Origin of the sequence: Streptomyces niphimycinicus (assembly GCF_018883605.1) — a bacterium.
GTDB classification, from domain to species: Bacteria; Actinomycetota; Actinomycetes; order Streptomycetales; family Streptomycetaceae; genus Streptomyces; species Streptomyces niphimycinicus.
On the sequence record NZ_JAHLEM010000363.1, the window covers coordinates 1 to 17997 of the forward strand.

Below are 17997 nucleotides of genomic sequence, written 5' to 3' on the forward strand. Positions count from 1 at the left end.
ATGGTTGCCGGTCTCCTGGACCGTCTCCAGGATGCGACGGCACTTGGCCGCGTCGGTGGTCATCGGCTTCTCGGTGACCACCCGGCAGCCGGCCCGCAGCGCGGGCACGACATACGCGTCGTGCAGCGCGTCCACGCAGGTCACCACCACCTCCTGGATATCGTCCGCGCGCAGCCGCCGCTCGAACTCCTCGGGGCTCCAGGCGGCGGCCTCCGGCTCGCCCGCCTCCTTCAGCAGCCGCTGGTGGTGGGCGATGCGCACCGGGTTCGGATCGCACAGCGCGGCGACCCTGAGCCGCGGGCGGCGGGCCAGCGCCTCGGTGAACATCTGGGCCCGGGAGCCGGTGCCCACCACCACGGCCCGGGACGGGGTGCTGCCGACGGTCATGCGTCCTCCAGCGGGAAGCGACGATTCAATCCGAAGTCGATCAACGCGTGCGCAGAATAGGACGATCGGCGGCCCGCCACCACGGGGTGGGGCACCCGGCGCCGGGCATCGGACGGGCGCGGGGGTGTGTCGGCGCACCCTGTGCAAGGATGAAATATGTGGACATGATCCCCAGGTCCCGGGAGGGCGACGGGCCATGATCGACATCGAGGAGTCGCTGCACGAGATGATGGAGTGCGAGGGCGTGCTCGCGGCCTCGCTCGTGGACTATCTGAGCCGGATCACCCTGGGTGCCGTCCAGACCCCGCGCGGTCCGGACCTGGAGAAGGTGGCGTACGGGGACACGGACGTCATGCGGGCCAAGCTGTCCACTCTGGAGCTGCTCGGCTACGACCCGGATCGTCTCGAGGACATCGTGGTCACGCTGGACACCGAATATCACCTGATCCGTCCGCTCAGCCAGCGCACCCGCCAGGGTGTCTTTCTCTATCTGGTGGCCGACCGGACACGGGTGGACCTGGACGCCGCGAGGGCGGCCATGCGGGCTGTGGCCCACCGGCTCGATGTGTGACCGTGGTAGCGGGGCCGATATGACCCGTGGTGCTCGACGAGGAGCCCCGCGGTGAGCGATGTGTGAGCGAGCCGCCACGCACCGTGCCGATGTGTATCGGTGGCCGGGACGGTCCCCGATCGTGGGCCACCAGGCTTCACGGTCCGAGGGTGAAAAATGGTAGGAAGGGTGCGTGGTAGGAGTTTTCGGTCGGTCAAGACCTGCCCCACACCCCCTCTCCTGGAAGCGCTTCCGTTCGTTCTTGAGCATGCGCAGCTTGAGCGTACGCAGCATCGCCGGGCAGGTTTTCGCTGTCCAAGTGCTGCTTGTCGGCCTGCTCATCGTCGCGGCCACGACGGCGCTCATCCTCCAGGCGCGTATCGACAGCGAGCAGGAGGCCATCCGCCGCGCGACCGCCGTCGCCCAGACCTTCGCCACCTCCCCGGGCATCGCGTCCGCGATGCGTGCGGACAATCCCACCGCCCTGTTGCAGCCCCGGGCCGAGGAGACCCGTAAGCGGGCACATCTGGACTTCGTGGTCGTGGCGAACACCAAGGGCATCCGGTACACCCACCCCAGGCCGGAGTTCATCGGCAAGGAAATCGTCGCGGACTGGCGGCCCGTGGTGAAGGGCAAGATCGTCACCGAGGCCGTGCAGGGGCCCCTCGGCCGGGAGGTCCAGTCCACCGTCCCGATCCCCCGGGCCAACGGCACCGTGGCCGGTGTGGTGTGCGCCGGAATGACCGCCGCGGATGTGAGCGGCCGGGTCGAGCGCCAGTTGCCGCTGGTCTTCGGCTCCGCCGCCGGTGCGCTGGCGCTCGCCACCGGCGGGACGGCGCTGGTCGGCGGGCGGCTGCGGCGCCAGACGCGAGGGCTCGGCCCCGCCCAGATGACCCGCATGTACGAGCACCACGACGCCGTCCTGCACTCCGTGCGCGAAGGCGTGCTCATCGTCGACAGCCATGGCCGTCTCGTCCTCGCCAACGACGAGGCCGGCCGGCTGCTCGATCTGCCCCGGAACGCCGAGGGCCGCCGCATCACCGAGCTGGGCATCGAGCCGCGCACCGCCGAGCTGCTCGCTTCGGGCCGGGTCGCCACCGACGAGGTGCATCTGGCCGGGGACCGGCTGCTCGCCGTCAACCAGCGCCCCACCCGGTGGGACGGCGGAATATCCGGCAGTGTCGCCACGCTCCGTGACTCCACCGAACTGCGCGCACTGTCCGGCAAGGCCGAAGTGGCGGAGCGGCGGCTGAGGCTGCTCTTCGAGGCGGGCTCGAATATCGGCACCACTCTGGACGTCGTGCGGACCGCCGAGGAGCTGACCCAGTTCGGCGTCCCGTGGTTCGCCGACTTCGCCACCGTCGACCTCGTGGACCCCGTGCTGCGTGGCGACGAGCCCGCGGGCAGCGCCATGCGCCGCACCGCCACCAGTGGCATCCGGGCCGACCATCCGCTGTGGCGGGTCGGCAAGATGATCACCTACGCCGGCACCGTGCCCCAGGCGCTGGGCTTCGGCGCGGGCCGGCCGGTGCTCGAGGCGGATCTGCGGGCCTATGAGGGATGGCAGGAGCAGGATCCCGAACAGGCGACGAAGATCGTCAAGTACGGCATCCACTCGATGATCACCATCCCGCTGCGGGCCCGGGACGTCACCCTGGGTATCGCCACCTTCTGGCGCTCCGAGCAGTCCGAGCCGTTCGACCAGGACGATGTGGCGCTCACCGAGGAGCTGGTCGCCCGCGCCGCGGTGGCCATCGACAACGCCCGCCGCTACACCCGCGAACACGCCATGGCGGCCACCCTCCAGCGCAGTCTGCTGCCCCAGGGCCTGCCCGAGCAGGACGCCCTGGACGTGGCCCACCGCTATCTGCCCGCCCAGGCCGGAGTCGGCGGCGACTGGTTCGACGTCATCTCCCTGCCCGGCGGCCGGGTCGCCCTCGCGGTCGGCGATGTCGTCGGCCACGGACTGCACGCCGCCGCCACCATGGGCCGGCTGCGCACCGCCGTGCACAACTTCTCCGCCCTCGACCTGCCGCCGGATGAGCTCATCGCCCATCTCGACGAGCTGGCCAGCCGGTTCGACCAGGACCAGGCCGCCGCGGGCACCGACGCCCCGGGGATCAGCGGCGCCAGTTGTCTGTACGCCATCTACGACCCGGTCTCCGGCCGCTGCACGGTGGCGGGCGCCGGCCACCCGGGCCCGGCGGTGGTCCTCCCGGACTCCACCGTGACCTTCCCCGACATCCCCCTCGCCCCGCCGCTGGGCCTGGGTGGCGAACCCATCGAGACCGTCGAGCTGGAGCTGCCCGAGGGCAGCCGGCTGGCCCTGTTCACCGACGGGCTGATCCGGGACCAGGGCCGGGACTGCGACGAGGGCCTCGGCCTCCTGCGCACCACCCTCGCCCAACTGCCCGACGGCACCCCGGAGGAGACCTGCCAGGCCGTCTTCGACACCATGACCTCCGCCCACCCCGGCGACGACATCGCCCTCCTGGTCGCCCGCACCCATCTGCTGGACCCCGAGCATGTCGCCGAATGGGAGCTGCCCTCCGACCCCGCCGCGGTCGCCCGCATCCGCAACGAGGCCGCCGAGCAACTCACCGCATGGGGCCTGGAGGGGATCGCCTTCACCACCGAACTCATCCTCAGCGAGCTGATGACCAACGCCATCCGCTACGGATGCGCCCCCAGCCGCGTCCGGCTGCTGCGCGCCCGCACTCTCATCTGCGAGGTGGCCGACGGCTCCAGCACCTCCCCGCATCTGCGGCGCGCCGCCACCACCGACGAAGGCGGCCGAGGGCTCTTCCTCGTCGCCCAGTACGCGCTGCGCTGGGGGACCCGCTACACCCCCAACGGTAAGATCATCTGGGCCGAGCAGCCGCTGACCGACCCGATGCTCCCGCCGGCCGACGCCGAGGGGGGCGACCTCCTCGACCAGTGGGACGACATCCCCGGCTGACCCCGCCGCCCCGCATGGTCGCAGGCGGGCGCGCCGGATGGGCTCTCCGCTGGTCACCGGCGGCGCCCGATTGGCGCTGAAGCGGGGTCAGGCGACACCCTCATGGCGTAAAGCGCCGCTCACCACGGGCCGTTGGGCCCGGCGGCGTGATGGGCTATGGAGGAATGCGGCATGCGCAAGAGGCTGCGGGAGCGGCTGCGGTACTGGTTCGACGGGACGATGGACCGTGGCACCCCGGCGCTGATCGGCTGGCTGGGGCTGGCCTCACTGGCGTTGATCACCCTGGTCTCCGCGGTGGTGGTCACCTTCGCCCACAAGGACACCGCGGACAACGGCGGTTGGCTCGGCATCGTCTGGATGAGCCTGCTGCGGACCCTCGACCCGGGCACGATGGGCGGGGACACGGGCCGGCCGCTGTTCCTGATCCTCATGCTCACGGTGACCATCGGCGGAATCTTCATCGTCAGCGCGCTGATCGGTGTGATGACCACCGGCCTCGAGGCCCGGATCCAGCAGTTGCGCAAGGGCACATCACGGCTGATCGAGCACCACCACACCATTGTGCTGGGCTGGTCGGAGCAGGTCTTCACGGTGATAGCGGAGCTGGCGGAGGCCAACCAGAGCGAGCGGCGCTCATGTGTGGTGATCCTCGCCGACCGCGACAAGGTCGACATGGAGGACGAGATCCGGCGCCGCATCCCGGACACCGGGAAGACCCGGGTGATCTGCCGCTCCGGCAATCCGCTCCAGCGCGGCGACCTGGAGCTGGTGAGCCCGGACAGCGCCAAGGCCATCATGGTGCTCTCGCCCATCGGGGACGACAGCGACATCGACGTCATCAAGACGCTGTTGCTGCTCAACGGCCGCACCTGGACCGGGACACGGCCCAATGTGGTGGCCGCCGTGCAGAGTTCGGCGAATCTGGCGGCCGCCCGGCTGGCCGCGGGGGACACCGCGCTGGTGATCGACGCCGATGACATCGCGGTCGGGCTGATCGTGCAGTCCCACCGCCAGTCCGGACTGTCCACCGTCTTCAATGAACTGCTCAGCTTCATCGGCAACGAGATCTACCCCTGGCACGTGCCCGCACTGGCCGGCGCCACCTACGGGGAGTCGCTGAACGCCTTCGAACTCGGTGTGCCCATCGGTGTGTGGCGCGCGGACGGCGAGGCACTGGTCAACCCCGCCATGGACACCGTGATCGAGCGCGGGGACCGGCTGCTGATGCTCGCCGAGGACGATCTGCTCATCAAGACGGCGGCCACCCGGCCCCGGATCGAGCGCTCGGCGATGGCCACGGCCGCGCTCCGGCCGCCGGTACCGGACCGGACCCTGCTGATCGGCTGGAACTCCCGCGCGGAGAAGATCATCGCGCAGCTCGACCTGCTGGTGAAACCCGGCTCGGTGGTGGACATCGCCGCCCCGCGCCCGCCCCGCGAGGAGGCGAACCGGGAGCTGAGGAACCTCACGGTCGGCTTCAAGCACTGCGAACCCACCCGCCGTCCGTCGCTGGAGGCGCTCGGACTGGACGGCTACCGCCATATCGTGGTGCTCACGGATGACGGGATCGACCCCGGCCGGGCCGATGACCGCACTCTGGTCACCCTGCTCCATCTGCGCGACATCGAGATCCAGCTCGGCGATCCGTATTCGATCGTCACCGAGATGCACGACGACGCCAACCGCGAGGTCGCGCAGGTCACCAAGGCCGACGACTTCATCGTCTCCACCAAGGTGATCAGCCTGCTGCTGACCCAGCTCACCGAGAACCGCCATCTGTACGCGGTCTTCGCCGACCTCTTCGACCCAGAGGGATCCGAGATCTACCTCAAACCCGCGCCCAGCTATCTGATACCCGGAGCGGAGGCCAACTTCGCCACCGTCATCGAGGCCGCCCGGCAGCGCGGTGAGACGGCCATCGGCTACCGGCTGGCCCGGCAGAGCGATGAGCCACCGCTCTACGGCGTCCACCTCAACCCGTCCAAGACAGCGCCGCTGACCTTGGAGGAGGGCGATACGGTCGTGGTTCTGGCCGAGGACTGAACCAGCGGCTCCATCGGCCGCCGGGTTCCCGCGAGGGTCGTCAGCGGACGGTCAGCCCGCCGTCCACGTTCATGATGGTGCCGGTGGTCCAGCCGGCCCGCGGGGAGGCGAGGAAGGCCGCCGCGGCGGCCACCTCGTGGGGTTCGCCGACCCGGCCCAGGGGATAGGCGTCCCGGGTGCGGCGGTCGTGGTCGTCGCGCTCCTCGGCGCTCATCGGGGCGAGATGGGCCCGTTCGTAGGTGGGGGTGCGGACGGCGCCGGGGGCGATGCCGTTGACCCGGACACCGGAGGGGCCCAGCTCATTGGCGAGGGCCCGGGTCATCGCGTTGATGGCGCCGCGGGTGGCGGAGTAGGCCGCGGACGGGCGGTCGGCGACCATCTTGTGCGCCCAGTAGCTGCTGATGTTGATGATGCTGCCGCGGCCCTCGACGAGCGCGGGCAGCAGCGCCTGGGCGAGGAGGAAGGGCACCCGGACATTGAGATGGAGCATGGCGTCGAAGGAGTCGGCCGAGGTCTGGGCGAGCGGGCTGAAGTGCGCCGTGCCCGCGTTGTTGACCAGGGTGTCCACCCGTCCGGTGAGCGCGAGCACCCGACGCGCGGCGGTGGTCACGGCGCCGGGGTCGGCCAGATCGACGGAGAGGCTGCGTACGGTGGTGCCGTGTCCGGCCAGGGTGTGCCGGGCCCGGTCGAGCTTCTCCTGGTCACGGGCGAGCAGCACCAGGTCGGCGCCCTCGGTGGCGAAGGCGTCGGCGATGGCGTAGCCGAGGCCCTCGCTGCCCCCGGTGATCACCGCGGTCATGCCGTCGAGATGGCTCATGCCCGTGGCTCCTGTTCGGTCGTGCGGGTGGGCCGTGTGGCGAGCGGCCGGTGGGGTAGGCGGCCGTGGTGCCGCCGACTAAGTGGACAGATCTTGTCCGTTTAGAGTTCAGCGTACGGAGGTGGACAGCTTCTGTCCACTTCTGACTAGGCTGGGGACATGACGGGCATGTCCTCCGCTCAGCGGCCCCCCAGACCGCCGCGCGCGGACGCGCGGCGCAACGCCGCCCGCGTCCTGACCGCCGCACGCCAGGCGGTGGCCGTCCATGGCTTCGACGTCAGCTATCACGAGATCGCGCGGCTGGCCGGTGTCGGCGTCGGCACCGTCTACCGCCGCTTCCCCGAGCGGGCCCACCTGCTGGAAGCCGTCCTCCTCGATGTGCTCGGCGAACTCGCCGACAGCGCCGAACAGGCCCTGGGCGAGGACGACTCCTGGCCGGCCTTCACCCGGTTCTTCACCGGCCTCGCCCTGCGCACCGGCGAGAACGCGGGGCTCTCGGACTCCCTCGACGACCGCGGCGGACCCCAGGTGGCCGCCGCCCGCCGCACCCTGCTCGATCGCGTACAGCGCCTGACCGAACGCGCCCAGCGGGACGGCGTACTGCGCGCCGATCTGTCCTGGCGGGACATCCCGTTCCTGGCCAGGGCGGCCGCCGCCGGAGCCTGTGTGCTGGACCTCCCGGCCGACCGGCTCCAGGTCGAACGGTGTGTCACGGTCGTCCTCGACGGAATGCGCGCACCGGCGAGCACCCCACTGCCCGACCGGCTCTGATCACACCCCCGTACCGCACACTGGGGTGTCATGGAGCTCCAGATCACCGCCACCTCGCCCGAGCATCCGGCGTCGCTGCTCGATCTGCCATGGAACATCCCCCTGGAGCAGTGGCCGGAGGAGCACCTGGTCGCGCTGCCGCGGGGCATCTCCCGCCATGTCGTCCGCTTCGCGCGGGCGGGCGGCGAGATCGTCGCGGTCAAGGAGGTCGGTGAGTGGGCGGCGGTACGCGAGTACGGGCTGCTGCGCGACCTGGACCGGCTCGCGGTCCCCGCGGTGGACGCGCTCGCGGTGGTCACCGGGCGCATCGACGAGCACGGCGAACCACTGGAACCGGCGCTGATCACCCGCCATCTGGTGGGCTCGCAGCCGTACCGCTCGATGTTCCAGACGACCATGCGGCCGAGCACCATCCGACGGCTGCTCGACGCGCTCGCCGTGCTGCTGGTGCGGTTGCATCTGGCCGGGTTCGCCTGGGGCGACTGCTCGCTGTCCAACACCCTCTTCCGGCGCGACGCGGGCGCGTACGCCGCCTATCTGGTCGACGCCGAGACCGGCCAGATCCAGCCGAGGCTCACCAGCGGACAGCGGGATTACGACGTCGAGGTGGCGCGGGTGAACATCGCGGGCGAGCTGATGGACCTGGAGGCGAGCGGCTCGCTGCACCCCTCGGTCGACCCGGTGCTCTTCGGCGAGGCCATCGCCGAGCGCTACCGCGACCTGTGGCATGAGCTGACCCGCCAGTCGGTCTATCCGCTCGCCCAGCGCCACGCCATCGACCAGCGCGTCCGGCGCCTGAACGACCTCGGGTTCGACGTGGCGGAGATGCAGATCGAGCGCTCACCCGACGGCGACACCGTCACCTTCGTGCCCAAGGTCGTCGACGCGGGCCACCACCAGCGGCAGTTGCTGCGGCTGACCGGACTCGACGCCGAGGAGAACCAGGCCCGCAGCCTCCTGAACGATCTGGAGACCTGGATGGCCACACAGGACGACTACGCGCCCGGCGATCCGCTCGGCGCACGCCCTGAGGTGCTCGCCCACCGGTGGGTCCGCGATGTCTTCCGGCCCACCGTGCGAAGAGTTCCCAAGGAGCTGCGCGGTGTCACCGACACCGCGCAGATCTACTACGAACTGCTCGAACACCGCTGGCTGTTGTCCGAGCGGGCCGGGCGTGACGTGGGCTTGGAGGCCACCGTCGAGGACTACATACGAACCGTCCTGGCGGACCGGCCGCACGGCTGAACGCCCCGCGGCCGGCCGATGGTTCAGGACCGCTCGGTCAGCACCTTGCGGATCGAGGCGATGACCCGCGGGGCCTCGTCGTTGAGGTAGAAGTGGCCGCCGGAGTAGACCTGGAGGTCGAAGCCACCGGTGGTGTGCTCGCCCCAGGCGCGGGCCTCCTCGACGCTCGCCTTGGGGTCGTCGTCCCCCACATGCGCGTGGATCGGCGTCGCCAGCCGCGGGCCGGAGGTGTAGCGGTAGGTCTCGGCCGCCTTGTAGTCGCTGCGGATCGCGGGCAGCACCATCCGCAGGATCTCGTCGTCGCCCAGGAGCTGGGTGTCGGTCCCGGCGAGCGCCTTCACCTCGGCGATCAGCCCGTCGTCGTCGCGGAGGTGGACGGACTCGTCACGGTGGCAGGAGGGGGCGCGCCGCCCCGAGGCGAACAGCGCCACCGGCACCACGCCCTTCTGCTCCAGGCGCAGGGCCACCTCGAAGGCGAGGGTGGCGCCCATGCTGTGGCCGAAAAGCGCCACCGGCTTGTCCGTGAAGGGCAGCAGCTCCGGCACCAGCGCGTCGGCCAGCTCGGGGATGTTGTCTATGCACTTCTCGTTGCGCCGGTCCTGGCGCCCCGGGTACTGCACGGCGAGCACATCGAGCGTGGGCGAGAGCGCCTTGGAGACGGGGAAGTAGTAGGAGGCGGACCCGCCGGCGTGGGGCAGGCAGATGAGTCGCGTCGCCGCGGCCGGCGCGGGGTGGAACTGCCTGATCCACAGGCTTGTGCCGGTGGGGTTTGCGGTCACGTGATGTCCTTTCGCGCCGTTCGTGCTACGGCGGCTGTCGGGTGGCTGTCGCGCGCGTGCCTCGGGTCGCGCGGAGACCAGTAGACCACCCTGCCGGACGGGTCCGACCTGCGACCACCCCTATTTCGGACCGGAGTCCCCTAGTATTTCCCTCGTGTCGGTCATGTGCGGGGCGCGGTGAGCCGGCCCCGTTCGGCGGTCCGCAGGGCCAGGGCCGCCAGCGCCTCGGGGGCGCCGGACTGACCGCGGACGCCAGGGAAGGCGTTGATGTCCACGATCAGCGGGGCGCCGCCCCCCGCGTCGATCAGATCCACGCCGTAGACGCCCAGCGAGAACACCGGACCGACGCGCCGCACCGGATCCAGCCAGCCGGGCGGCAGCGCGTCCAGGGCGAGCGGCAGGCTCGGACCGCGGCCGCCGGCCGCCAGCTCCGACCGGCGCAGCGCGGCGAACACCCGGCCCGCGATCACCCACAGCTTGTGGTCCCAGCCGTCGTTCGGGGTGAAGTCCTGCACCACCACGGGCTCATCCGCCCAGTCGGCGCTCAGGGCGCGCAGCCGTGCGGCGTCGTCGACACGGGCCACCAGATCATGGCGGCGGCTGTGGCGGCTCTTGACGACGACCGGACGAGGCAGCGGCTCAGCCGTCAGCCCGGCGAGCGAGGCCACGGTACGGGTGGGGGCGAACGGCAGACCGGCGCGGAGCGCCAGTTCGGCCATCGCCGTCCGGTCCTGGCACAGCGCGGTGGCCGCGGCGGAGTTGACCACCGGGGCGCCGCGCCGTTCCAGGGAGCGGGCGAGCGCCAGCGCACGCGGCGTCCGGGCCTTCAGCAGATAGACGTCGGCGAGTTCCCCGGGGTCGGCCAGGTCTTGCTGGGGGTCGTGGCCGCCCGGGTCGAGCGCCACCACCTCATGGCGGGGCGTCAGCAACTCCGCCGTATCGGAGAGGAGTTGATGGCCGGGGTCGGCAGTGATCAGACCGATCCTCATCGGCCGCCGCTCACCGTCGTGTTCACAGCCGTCCCATGGCCACGGTCCGCGGTCATATCCGGCCCGTGGCCACGGCCGGGACCGGCTCCGGAGCCGGCATCGGCTCGGTGAGGGCACCGACAGGCCCCGTCCCGGACCGGGCGCCGCCCCTGCGCGCCAACTCCAGCACCGCACGCCCCACCCGGGCCGCCGCGTCCGGCACCTCCTTGAAGCTGGGGAAGTCGTTCACATCGACGACCACCGGCCCGTCCGGGCCCAGCAGTACGTCCACCCCGTACAGATCGAGGCCGTAGACCGCACCCACCTCGGCGGCGATGGCCGCCACTTCGGCGGACAGCCGCACCCGACGGCCGCGAGCGCCCCCGTCGGGGCCGAGCGGTGAGCTGCGCTCGGTCGCGTGCAACTCCCCGTCCACGCAGTACACCTTGAGGTCGATGCCCGAATTCGGCACATAGGGCTGGGCGATGAGCATGCCCTCCACGGCCAGTTCGGCGCGCAGCGCCCGCAGCCGGTCCGGTGTCGGCACCAGCCGCACGGCCCGCCCGGAGCTGCCGTCCGCGGGCTTGACCACCAGCGGGAACTCGGCCTCGGGTATCTCCTCCAGCGCCTCGGGCCGGGCCGCCGCGTAGGTGGGCGGCAGCGGCAGCCCCCGGCTGCGCCCGATGGCGGCGGCCAGCGCCTTGTCCCGTACGCCGCGGATGGCGCGGGCGTCGTTGACGGTGGTCAGCCCGACCGCCGACGCGGCCTCCAGCAGCGTCAGCCCGGGGCCTCCGGACACCGTCTTGAGCACCCAGGCGTCATGGCTGCCCGCCCGCACCGCATCGGACATCCGCAGCAGGGAAGCGCCCGGCCGGACCACGTCCACCTGGTGGCCCCAGGCGGAGAGCTGACGGATCACCTCGCGGGGCATCCCGTCATGGCGATAGCGCTCCTCCACCAGAAAGCAGAGTCTCATCGGCCTTCTTCCTCGTCACCGGACAGGTTCCCGGGCCGCTGCCGAGAGTGTCCGGCGCGCCATGGCTTCCCAGGATGTCATCCGCCGTTCTTTTACGATCTCCCGGGCCAACCCATGGGTGTCAGCGCCCTGTTTATCGGGCTAAGGGTCCTTTACTCTGCTGAGCATGATGCTGACGCGCAGGGAACGGGAGATTCTCGCGCTGCTGCGGCGGGACCCGCTGGCCGGGGCCCAGTCCATCGCCGACGCCCTCGGGACCACCCGGGCCGCGGTCAACGTCCATCTCTCCAACCTGGGCAAGAAGGGCGCCATCCTGGGGCGCGGCTACATACTGCGCCAGGAACACGCGGTGGTGGTCATCGGCGGGGCCAATGTGGACATCAAGGTGCGCAGCCTCGCGCCCGTCGCGTACCGCACCAGCAATCCGGGCCGGTCCCACACCAGCCCCGGCGGGGTCGCCCGCAATATCGCCGAGAACCTCGCCCGGCTGGGCACCCCCACCCATCTCATCGCCGCCGTGGGTCAGGACGCGGCGGGGGAGCGGCTGCTGAGCGAGACTCAGGCCGCCGGGGTGCGCATCGACCATATGCACCGCGGCCCGCATCCCACCGGCACCTATACGGCGGTGCTGGACGCCGACGGCGATCTGGTCGTGGCCATCGCCGACATGGCCGCCACCGACGCGCTCGGCCCCGAGCATCTGCACCCCGCGCGTGAGCTGATCGGCCACGCCGGTCTGCTGGTGCTGGACGGGAACCTCTCCCCGCGGGTGCTCTCGTACGTCCTGGACATCGCCGCCGCCACCGGCGTCCAGACGCTGATCGACCCGGTGAGCGTCCCCAAGGCGGCGCTGCTCGCCCCGCTGTTCGCCACCGGGCGGCCGGTCTTCGCCGTCACGCCGAACGTGGCGGAGCTGGGCGCGCTCACCGGCCGGGACCTCGACGGGGAGGCCGCCGCGGACGATCCGGAGCTGCTCGGGGCCGTGGCCGCCCTCCACGAGCGCGGCGTGCGGCATGTGTGGGTGCGGCTCGGTGCGCGCGGCTCCCTGCTGAGCACCCTCGACGAGGGCCGGGTGCCGCTGGAGGCGCCACCGGCCGAGGTGCACGACGTCACCGGGGCCGGCGACGCGATGCTCGGCGCGTTCGCATACGCCCTGCTCGGCGGCGCCGACCCGGTCGACGCCGCCCGCTACGGCCACGCCGCCGCCGCGCTGACCGTGGCCACCCCCGCCACCGTACGACCCGACCTGACCCCGCGTCTGATCGAGGACGCGCTCGACGCACCGCTGCGGAGGACCACATGACCACGCCCCACCCCTGGCTGACCCTCACCGAGGAGGTCGCGGAGGCCCTGCGCGACGGCCGTCCGGTGGTCGCGCTGGAGTCCACGATCATCAGCCACGGCATGCCGTATCCGCAGAACGTCGAGATGGCCACCGAGGTCGAGGAGATCATCCGCGCCGAGGGGGCCGTCCCCGCCACCATCGCCGTCCTCCACGGCACACCACGCGCCGGTCTGGACCGGGCCGCTCTCGAACTGCTCGCCACCAGCCCCGACGTCGGCAAGGTCAGCGTGCGCGACCTCGCCCATGTCATCGCGCGCGGCGGCCATGGCGCCACCACCGTGGCGTCCACCATGCGGCTCGCCGCGCTCGCCGGGATCCGGGTCTTCGTCACCGGTGGCATCGGCGGAGTGCACCGGGGAGCGGAGCACTCGTTCGACATCAGCGCGGATCTCACCGAGCTCGCCACCACCCCGGTGGCCGTCGTCAGCGCCGGGGTCAAGAGCATCCTCGACATCGGACTGACCCTGGAGAAGCTGGAGACCCTGGGCGTTCCGGTGCTCACCTACGGCACCGACGACTTCCCCGCCTTCTACTCGCGGGTGAGTGGCTTCCGCTCCCCGCTGCGCGTCGACTCGCCCGAGGAGATCGCCGCCACCATGCGGGCCCAGTGGGAGCTGGGCATGACGGCGGGGCTGAGCATCGCCAACCCGGTGCCCGAGGCCGAGGAGATCCCCGCCGAGCGGATCGACGGCATCATCGAGCGGGCCCTCGCCGAGATGGCGGAGGCGGGAATCGGCGGCAAGGACGCGACCCCGTATCTGCTGGGCCGGATCGTCGAGCTGACCAAGGGGGAGAGCCTGCGGACCAATATCGCCCTCGTCAAGAACAACGCACGCCTCGGGGCGCGGATCGCGATCCACTACGCCCGTACGGACTGACCGCGACCGCCCGGACCTCCGCCGGGCCACCTTGTCTCCGCGACCGCCCTACAGCGAGCGGACCTCGGCCAGCTCGACCCGGCCGCCGATCTCGATGGAGCCGTCCGGCTGGGGACCGGTGAGGATCTGCGACCCCACGCCCTGGGTGATGTTGAGGGCACGGCCCAGCTCGCCCGAGAGAATCAGGGCGGCGGCGCCGGTGGCCTCGTCCTCGACGATCCCGTCGCCGCGGCGGGGAAACGCGCGCGCCCGTACCCGGCCCGCGGCCTCGTCCTGCCACGCCCAGGCGTACAGCCAGCCCTCGCCCTCGGGAGGGGCGGGCAGCGCCTCGACCTCGTCCGGGGAGGCGTACCGCTGGGTGCGCCGCCCGGCCGCCCAGGCGGGCCGGCCGGTGATCCAGGTGAACTCGCCGTCCTGGCGCGCGGGAACCTCACCGGCGGGCGGCAGCAGCTCGGGCAGGTCCAGCAGCCAGGCGGTGCCCACCAGCGGATGGCCCGCGAAGGGCAGCCGGACGCTCGGGGTGTAGATGTCGACGACGCCGCGCTCCGGATCGTCCACGAACACGGTCTCGCTGAACCCCAGCCGGGCGGCGACCCGCTGCCGCTCCGCCTCGCCGACCACGGCGGCGCCGTCGCGCACCACGCCGAGTTCATTGCCGCCGCGGCCATAGGGCCCGCAGAACACCTTGAGCACGTCCAGATCCGTCACCTGGGCATTCAAGCATGGGCGCGCTTGTCGGTGGGGTGTTCTACGGTCGGGCCATGACCACCTCCGACGATGTCCGTGCCGTCGCCCTGTCGCTGCCGGAGACCACAGAGAAGATCGCCTGGTCGATGCCCACCTTCCGGGTCGCCGGGAAGATGTTTGCCACCTTGCCCGAGGACGAGACCTCGATGGCCGTCAGATGTCCCAAGGAGGAGCGGAAGGAGTTGGTGCTGGCGGAGCCGGAGAAGTTCTGGGTGGCCGCCCATGAGGCGAGTTCGGCCTGGGTGCGGGTGCGGCTCGCCGCGCTGGAGGACGTGGATGAGCTGCGGGACATCCTGCTGGACTCCTGGCGGCAGGCCGCACCGGCCACGCTGCTCGAATGATCACCCTGCGGCGGCTGATCACATCACGGCGACCGGTGACTCCTCGAAATGTGACGATATGTGTGTTCGAGGAGATAACCGACACGGGTGAAAGTATGGACTTTTCCCGGTAATCGGAGTGCCGTCTTCCGCTGTGCGGGGTTCCCTGGAGGGGGATCGGCGAGGGAGGCCGCATGGTGCACGGCCGCGACACGAACCGCCCCGCGGTGTGCGGCGGCCCGTGCGCGGCCGCCGTCCTGCTGCTGCTGGCGGTCACGCTGCTGCATGCCGTGCTGGCCCTGGGGGACGTCCGCGACGCACCGGCCACCGGCCCTGACCAGCGCGCGGCCGGGCCTCCGAACCCGGTTGCGGCCCCGGCCACGCCCGGTGCCGCCGGTGCTCCCGCCTCATCCCGGGCCCCCGCCGGGACTCCCGTCGTCCCGGCGCCCGTTCCGGTGGCGCCGGAGACCGAGGACGAGCGCTCCACCGCGTCGGCGTCGGCCAAGCTCTTCGCCCGGGACGGCGCCGGGCATCCGGCCCGGCATGCCGGACGGGTGGTCCACGGCGCCTCCTTCGGCGCCCATCGGTCCCTCTCGACGTCCCTCGGCCCCCTCGTGCTCGTCGCGGTCCGCGGTCGCCCCGCCGACCTCGCGGCGGGCGTCGGCGCGTTCGCCGCCGGTGGCGGCATCCCGGCCGATCGGCTCTCCTCGCGGTCCGTCGTCCTGCGCTGCTGACCGGGCCCGGGCACGTCCGTCATCCCGTTTCCGCGGCTGCCGCGCGGATCCCGGATGCGGTGTGCCCTGCCCGCTCAGCCATCGGACGCCCGAGACCGCAGGAGTATCCGCATGCCCATCGATGTCTATGCCGCCATGCGCGCGATGATGCGCGCAGAAGCCACCCGGCGCCCCGTCACCCCGCAGGCCAGGACCACCGATCCGTCGCCGCCCCCGGACGGTCCGGCCGCTCCCGATCCGGTGGACGCCACCGCTCAGGACGCGTCCGGGGCCGCGGCCGTACCGGCTCCGACGTGCGCACCGGCCACGCCGGCCGTACGGGCTCCATCGGCCGCACCGCGCCCGGTCCGCCGGTCCCGCGCGGCCCGGTATCTGTCGCGCTGCCGTGCCGTGCTGCGCGCCGTACGCCACGCGGTGTCGGCCTGCGTCACCGGGCGCGTATCACGACAGGGCCGGTGACCGGCCGCGGAGGGAGAGGAGCCGGAAGAACGGGCGCCGGGAGGTCACACCGGTCCGTCGTTCCGTCCGCCCTCCGGTGAGTCCCCGTCGAGAAGCAATCGCTCGCGCTGCGCCACGGCCCAGGCGTAGCCGGGATTCAGCGCCACCGCACGGTCCAGATCCGCCAGCGCCTCCGCGCGTCTGCCCAGGGCCTCGTTGGCCATCGCGCGGCTCCCCAGGGCCCAGGCATAGCCGGGGTCGAGGGCCAGCGCCCGGTCGTACGCCGCGATGGCCTCCTCGTAGCGGCCCGCGAAGCGGTGGACATCGCCGCGCTCGCCCAGCGTTCCCGGGATGCCCGGCTCCAGCGCCTCCGCCCGGTCCAGGTCGTCCAGCGCGCCCGCCGCGTCCCCCAGAGTGCTGCGGACCCGGGCCCGCCGGACCAGCGCCCAGGTGTAGTCGCCGTGCTGCTCGATGGCCCGGTCGAAGTCCGCCAGGGCCTCCTGGATCCGGCCGAGCGCCATCATGGTCTGGCCGCGGCTGCCCAGGGCCACATGGTCCGCCGGATCGGCCGCGACCACCGGGTCGAGCCGGGCCAGCGCCTCCTCGTAACGGCCTGCCCGGCGGCAGGTCTCCCCGCGCTCCCGCTGAACCCAGGTCGAGCCCGGCTCCAGCGCCTCCACCCCGTCCAGCGCGTCCATCGCCGCGGTGAAGTCCCCGGTCGCCCGGTGGACCACGGCGTGCCCGAAGTGTGCGCGCACGTTCCCGGGGTCCAGTTCGATCGCCCGGCGGAAGTCCTCCAGCGCCCCGTCGTACTCCTCGACCGACCGGCGGTGCCACCCCCGTACGACGAGCGCCGCGACCCGGTCGGCGGCGTCCAGCCCGGCCCGTGCCAGCAGCAGCCCCAGCGCCTCGATACCGCGCCGCCGTTCGTCCGCCAGCGCCTCCACCAGGCGCCGCCCCCAGGTGCGCACCGCGTCCGAGTCGGCGTCCTCGCCCGCCTCGACCAGGGTGGATGCCCAGCGCCGGGCCACCGCCGGTCCCGCGTCGCAGGCGTCGATGCCGTCCCGCAGCGCTCCGGGCAGCGCCGCCGACGGCCGTGCGCACAGCAGGTGGTACCACTCCTCCAGCCGCGGTCCGCTCCAGGCGTCCAGCCGCCACCCGTCGCGCGTGTCGAGCCCCCCGGCGGCCGACTCGCGCCACCCGGCGAAGGTCTCCGCCAGCCGGGTGTGCGCCGCGCGCCACCGCTGCGGTGAGGTGGTCCGTCCAAGCCGCAGCATCGGGGCGCGGACCACATCGTGGTAGCGGGCCGCCCCGTTACGGTCGCCGATGAACGGCAGCGACCGCAGCCAGCCGAACAGCTCGGCTCCGTCCTCGTCCACCGCCGCCCTGAAGACGTCCTCGTTCAGCCGCCGGGGCAGCGCGCCCGCCAGGGCGGCGGAGCGGCGCACCGGATCGCGCTCCCACTTCAGGAACCGGTCGACGGCGGTGGCGCTGGGGTCGTCCAGATCGCCGCTGGTTCCGGGGTTCTCGGCGAGGGTGGACACCAGCACCGGCAGCCGGCCGGAGAGCCGCAGCACCTCCCGCACCACCGGCTCATCGGTGATCCCCTTGGCGGTGAGCAACTGCCGGGCCTCCGCGTCGGTGAACGGCTCCAGCGGCAGCTCCGCGACCACATCGGCCAGCTCGCCCCAGCAGCCGGGGTCCGGGCGGGTCTGCCCGGCCAGCACCAGTACGGTGTTGGCGGGGAGGGTGCCGAGGCGTTCGCTGGTCAGCAGGGTGCGCAGCCAGGGGTCGAGCAGCGGGCCCAGGCGCTCGTAGGTGTCGAAGAGCAGCACCAGCCACGGCACCGCCGCTGCCGCCTCCGACAACTCCCTGACCAGCAGCGGGGTCAGCGTCTCCACCGGGTCCAGCACGAGCTGGACGTCCTTGTGGTCGCGGAACCGCGAGCTGAGCGCCGCCCGCAGCCGGTCGGTCCGCTCGGCGAGCGGCACCGGGTCGACGGCGCCCGCCAGCGCCCCGACCCCCGGCACCAGGCCGAGG

17 protein-coding genes are annotated in these 17997 nt (G+C 72.3%); 10 read left to right on the top strand and 7 right to left on the bottom strand.

Annotated elements, in window-relative coordinates; translation table 11 throughout:
- A partial coding sequence (locus KN815_RS28965) for a Gfo/Idh/MocA family protein (RefSeq protein ID WP_216344845.1) occupies positions 1–387 on the bottom strand: 387 nt, incomplete at its 3' end.
- 196 nt (positions 388–583) lie between these two features.
- On the opposite strand from KN815_RS28965, the gene KN815_RS28970 reads away from it, so the two are divergent.
- The 3 genes from KN815_RS28970 to KN815_RS28980 all read left to right on the top strand — a co-directional run bounded on the left by KN815_RS28970 (position 584) and on the right by KN815_RS28980 (position 5939).
- On the top strand, positions 584–958 hold the full coding sequence (locus tag KN815_RS28970; RefSeq protein WP_216344846.1) for a hypothetical protein: 375 nt from the start codon (positions 584–586) through the stop codon (positions 956–958).
- Between the two features lie 247 nt (positions 959–1205).
- Complete coding sequence (locus KN815_RS28975; RefSeq protein WP_216344847.1) at positions 1206–3896, top strand: SpoIIE family protein phosphatase; 2691 nt, start codon at positions 1206–1208, stop codon at positions 3894–3896.
- Positions 3897–4067: 171 nt separating this feature from the next.
- Positions 4068–5939, top strand: coding sequence for a CASTOR/POLLUX-related putative ion channel (locus tag KN815_RS28980; protein ID WP_216344848.1), 1872 nt, complete (start codon positions 4068–4070; stop codon positions 5937–5939).
- 40 nt (positions 5940–5979) lie between these two features.
- Here the strand turns inward: KN815_RS28980 and KN815_RS28985 are convergent, their stop codons facing one another.
- Positions 5980–6756: an SDR family NAD(P)-dependent oxidoreductase gene (locus tag KN815_RS28985; protein WP_216344849.1), complete on the bottom strand. Its 777-nt coding sequence runs from the start codon at positions 6754–6756 to the stop codon at positions 5980–5982.
- A 159-nt stretch (positions 6757–6915) separates the two neighbouring features.
- Between KN815_RS28985 and KN815_RS28990 the strand changes: the two genes are divergently transcribed.
- Both KN815_RS28990 and KN815_RS28995 read left to right on the top strand, forming a co-directional pair.
- A complete protein-coding gene (locus tag KN815_RS28990) occupies positions 6916–7527 on the top strand; it encodes a TetR/AcrR family transcriptional regulator (protein ID WP_216344850.1) in 612 nt (203 codons plus the stop codon).
- A 30-nt stretch (positions 7528–7557) separates the two neighbouring features.
- Positions 7558–8772 (top strand): DUF4032 domain-containing protein, encoded by a 1215-nt coding sequence (locus KN815_RS28995; RefSeq protein WP_216344851.1) that lies wholly within the window; start codon positions 7558–7560, stop codon positions 8770–8772.
- Positions 8773–8795: 23 nt separating this feature from the next.
- Here KN815_RS28995 and KN815_RS29000 read toward each other — a convergent pair whose 3' ends face one another.
- The 3 genes from KN815_RS29000 to KN815_RS29010 form a co-directional block, all read right to left on the bottom strand.
- Positions 8796–9551 carry a thioesterase II family protein gene (locus KN815_RS29000; protein ID WP_216344852.1) on the bottom strand — a complete coding sequence of 252 codons (756 nt, stop codon included), beginning with the start codon at positions 9549–9551 and terminating at the stop codon, positions 8796–8798.
- A 161-nt stretch (positions 9552–9712) separates the two neighbouring features.
- Positions 9713–10540 carry an ATP-grasp domain-containing protein gene (locus KN815_RS29005; protein ID WP_216344853.1) on the bottom strand — a complete coding sequence of 276 codons (828 nt, stop codon included), beginning with the start codon at positions 10538–10540 and terminating at the stop codon, positions 9713–9715.
- 52 nt (positions 10541–10592) lie between these two features.
- A complete protein-coding gene (locus KN815_RS29010) occupies positions 10593–11495 on the bottom strand; it encodes an ATP-grasp domain-containing protein (RefSeq protein ID WP_216344854.1) in 903 nt (300 codons plus the stop codon).
- 166 nt (positions 11496–11661) lie between these two features.
- Here KN815_RS29010 and KN815_RS29015 point away from each other — a divergent pair, with 166 nt between their 5' ends.
- Complete coding sequence (locus KN815_RS29015; protein WP_216344855.1) at positions 11662–12798, top strand: PfkB family carbohydrate kinase; 1137 nt, start codon at positions 11662–11664, stop codon at positions 12796–12798.
- A complete protein-coding gene (locus tag KN815_RS29020; protein ID WP_216344856.1) occupies positions 12795–13718 on the top strand; it encodes a pseudouridine-5'-phosphate glycosidase in 924 nt (307 codons plus the stop codon). Before KN815_RS29015 ends, KN815_RS29020 begins: the two co-directional genes overlap by 4 nt.
- A 48-nt stretch (positions 13719–13766) precedes the next feature.
- On the opposite strand, the gene KN815_RS29025 is transcribed toward KN815_RS29020, so the two are convergent.
- Positions 13767–14426, bottom strand: coding sequence for a PhzF family phenazine biosynthesis protein (locus tag KN815_RS29025; RefSeq protein ID WP_216344857.1), 660 nt, complete (start codon positions 14424–14426; stop codon positions 13767–13769).
- 53 nt (positions 14427–14479) lie between these two features.
- Between KN815_RS29025 and KN815_RS29030 the strand changes: the two genes are divergently transcribed.
- The 3 genes from KN815_RS29030 (at position 14480) to KN815_RS29040 (ending at position 15978) form a co-directional block, all read left to right on the top strand.
- Positions 14480–14806, top strand: a complete 327-nt coding sequence (locus tag KN815_RS29030; RefSeq protein WP_059144654.1) for an MmcQ/YjbR family DNA-binding protein — start codon at positions 14480–14482, stop codon at positions 14804–14806.
- A gap of 173 nt (positions 14807–14979) precedes the next feature.
- Positions 14980–15519: a hypothetical protein gene (locus tag KN815_RS29035; protein ID WP_216344858.1), complete on the top strand. Its 540-nt coding sequence runs from the start codon at positions 14980–14982 to the stop codon at positions 15517–15519.
- A gap of 111 nt (positions 15520–15630) precedes the next feature.
- On the top strand, positions 15631–15978 hold the full coding sequence (locus KN815_RS29040; protein ID WP_216344859.1) for a hypothetical protein: 348 nt from the start codon (positions 15631–15633) through the stop codon (positions 15976–15978).
- 44 nt (positions 15979–16022) lie between these two features.
- Here the strand turns inward: KN815_RS29040 and KN815_RS51640 are convergent.
- Positions 16023–17997, bottom strand: a 1975-nt coding sequence (locus KN815_RS51640; RefSeq protein WP_216344860.1) for a tetratricopeptide repeat protein, incomplete at its 5' end; no start/stop codon positions are given.

What these genes read in the sequence shown, in the direction of transcription:
- KN815_RS29010 (WP_216344854.1), bottom strand. Translation starts at nt 11,495, where the DNA reads ATGAGACTCTGCTTTCTGGTGGAGGAGCGCTATCGCCATGACGGGATG.
- KN815_RS28995 (WP_216344851.1), top strand. Translation starts at nt 7,558, where the DNA reads ATGGAGCTCCAGATCACCGCCACCTCGCCCGAGCATCCGGCGTCGCTG.
- KN815_RS28975 (WP_216344847.1), top strand. Translation starts at nt 1,206, where the DNA reads ATGCGCAGCTTGAGCGTACGCAGCATCGCCGGGCAGGTTTTCGCTGTC.
- KN815_RS28980 (WP_216344848.1), top strand. Translation starts at nt 4,068, where the DNA reads ATGCGCAAGAGGCTGCGGGAGCGGCTGCGGTACTGGTTCGACGGGACG.
- KN815_RS28970 (WP_216344846.1), top strand. Translation starts at nt 584, where the DNA reads ATGATCGACATCGAGGAGTCGCTGCACGAGATGATGGAGTGCGAGGGC.
- KN815_RS29015 (WP_216344855.1), top strand. Translation starts at nt 11,662, where the DNA reads ATGATGCTGACGCGCAGGGAACGGGAGATTCTCGCGCTGCTGCGGCGG.
- KN815_RS29030 (WP_059144654.1), top strand. Translation starts at nt 14,480, where the DNA reads ATGACCACCTCCGACGATGTCCGTGCCGTCGCCCTGTCGCTGCCGGAG.
- KN815_RS29020 (WP_216344856.1), top strand. Translation starts at nt 12,795, where the DNA reads ATGACCACGCCCCACCCCTGGCTGACCCTCACCGAGGAGGTCGCGGAG.
- KN815_RS29005 (WP_216344853.1), bottom strand. Translation starts at nt 10,540, where the DNA reads ATGAGGATCGGTCTGATCACTGCCGACCCCGGCCATCAACTCCTCTCC.
- KN815_RS28990 (WP_216344850.1), top strand. Translation starts at nt 6,916, where the DNA reads ATGACGGGCATGTCCTCCGCTCAGCGGCCCCCCAGACCGCCGCGCGCG.
- KN815_RS28985 (WP_216344849.1), bottom strand. Translation starts at nt 6,756, where the DNA reads ATGAGCCATCTCGACGGCATGACCGCGGTGATCACCGGGGGCAGCGAG.
- KN815_RS29035 (WP_216344858.1), top strand. Translation starts at nt 14,980, where the DNA reads ATGGTGCACGGCCGCGACACGAACCGCCCCGCGGTGTGCGGCGGCCCG.
- KN815_RS29040 (WP_216344859.1), top strand. Translation starts at nt 15,631, where the DNA reads ATGCCCATCGATGTCTATGCCGCCATGCGCGCGATGATGCGCGCAGAA.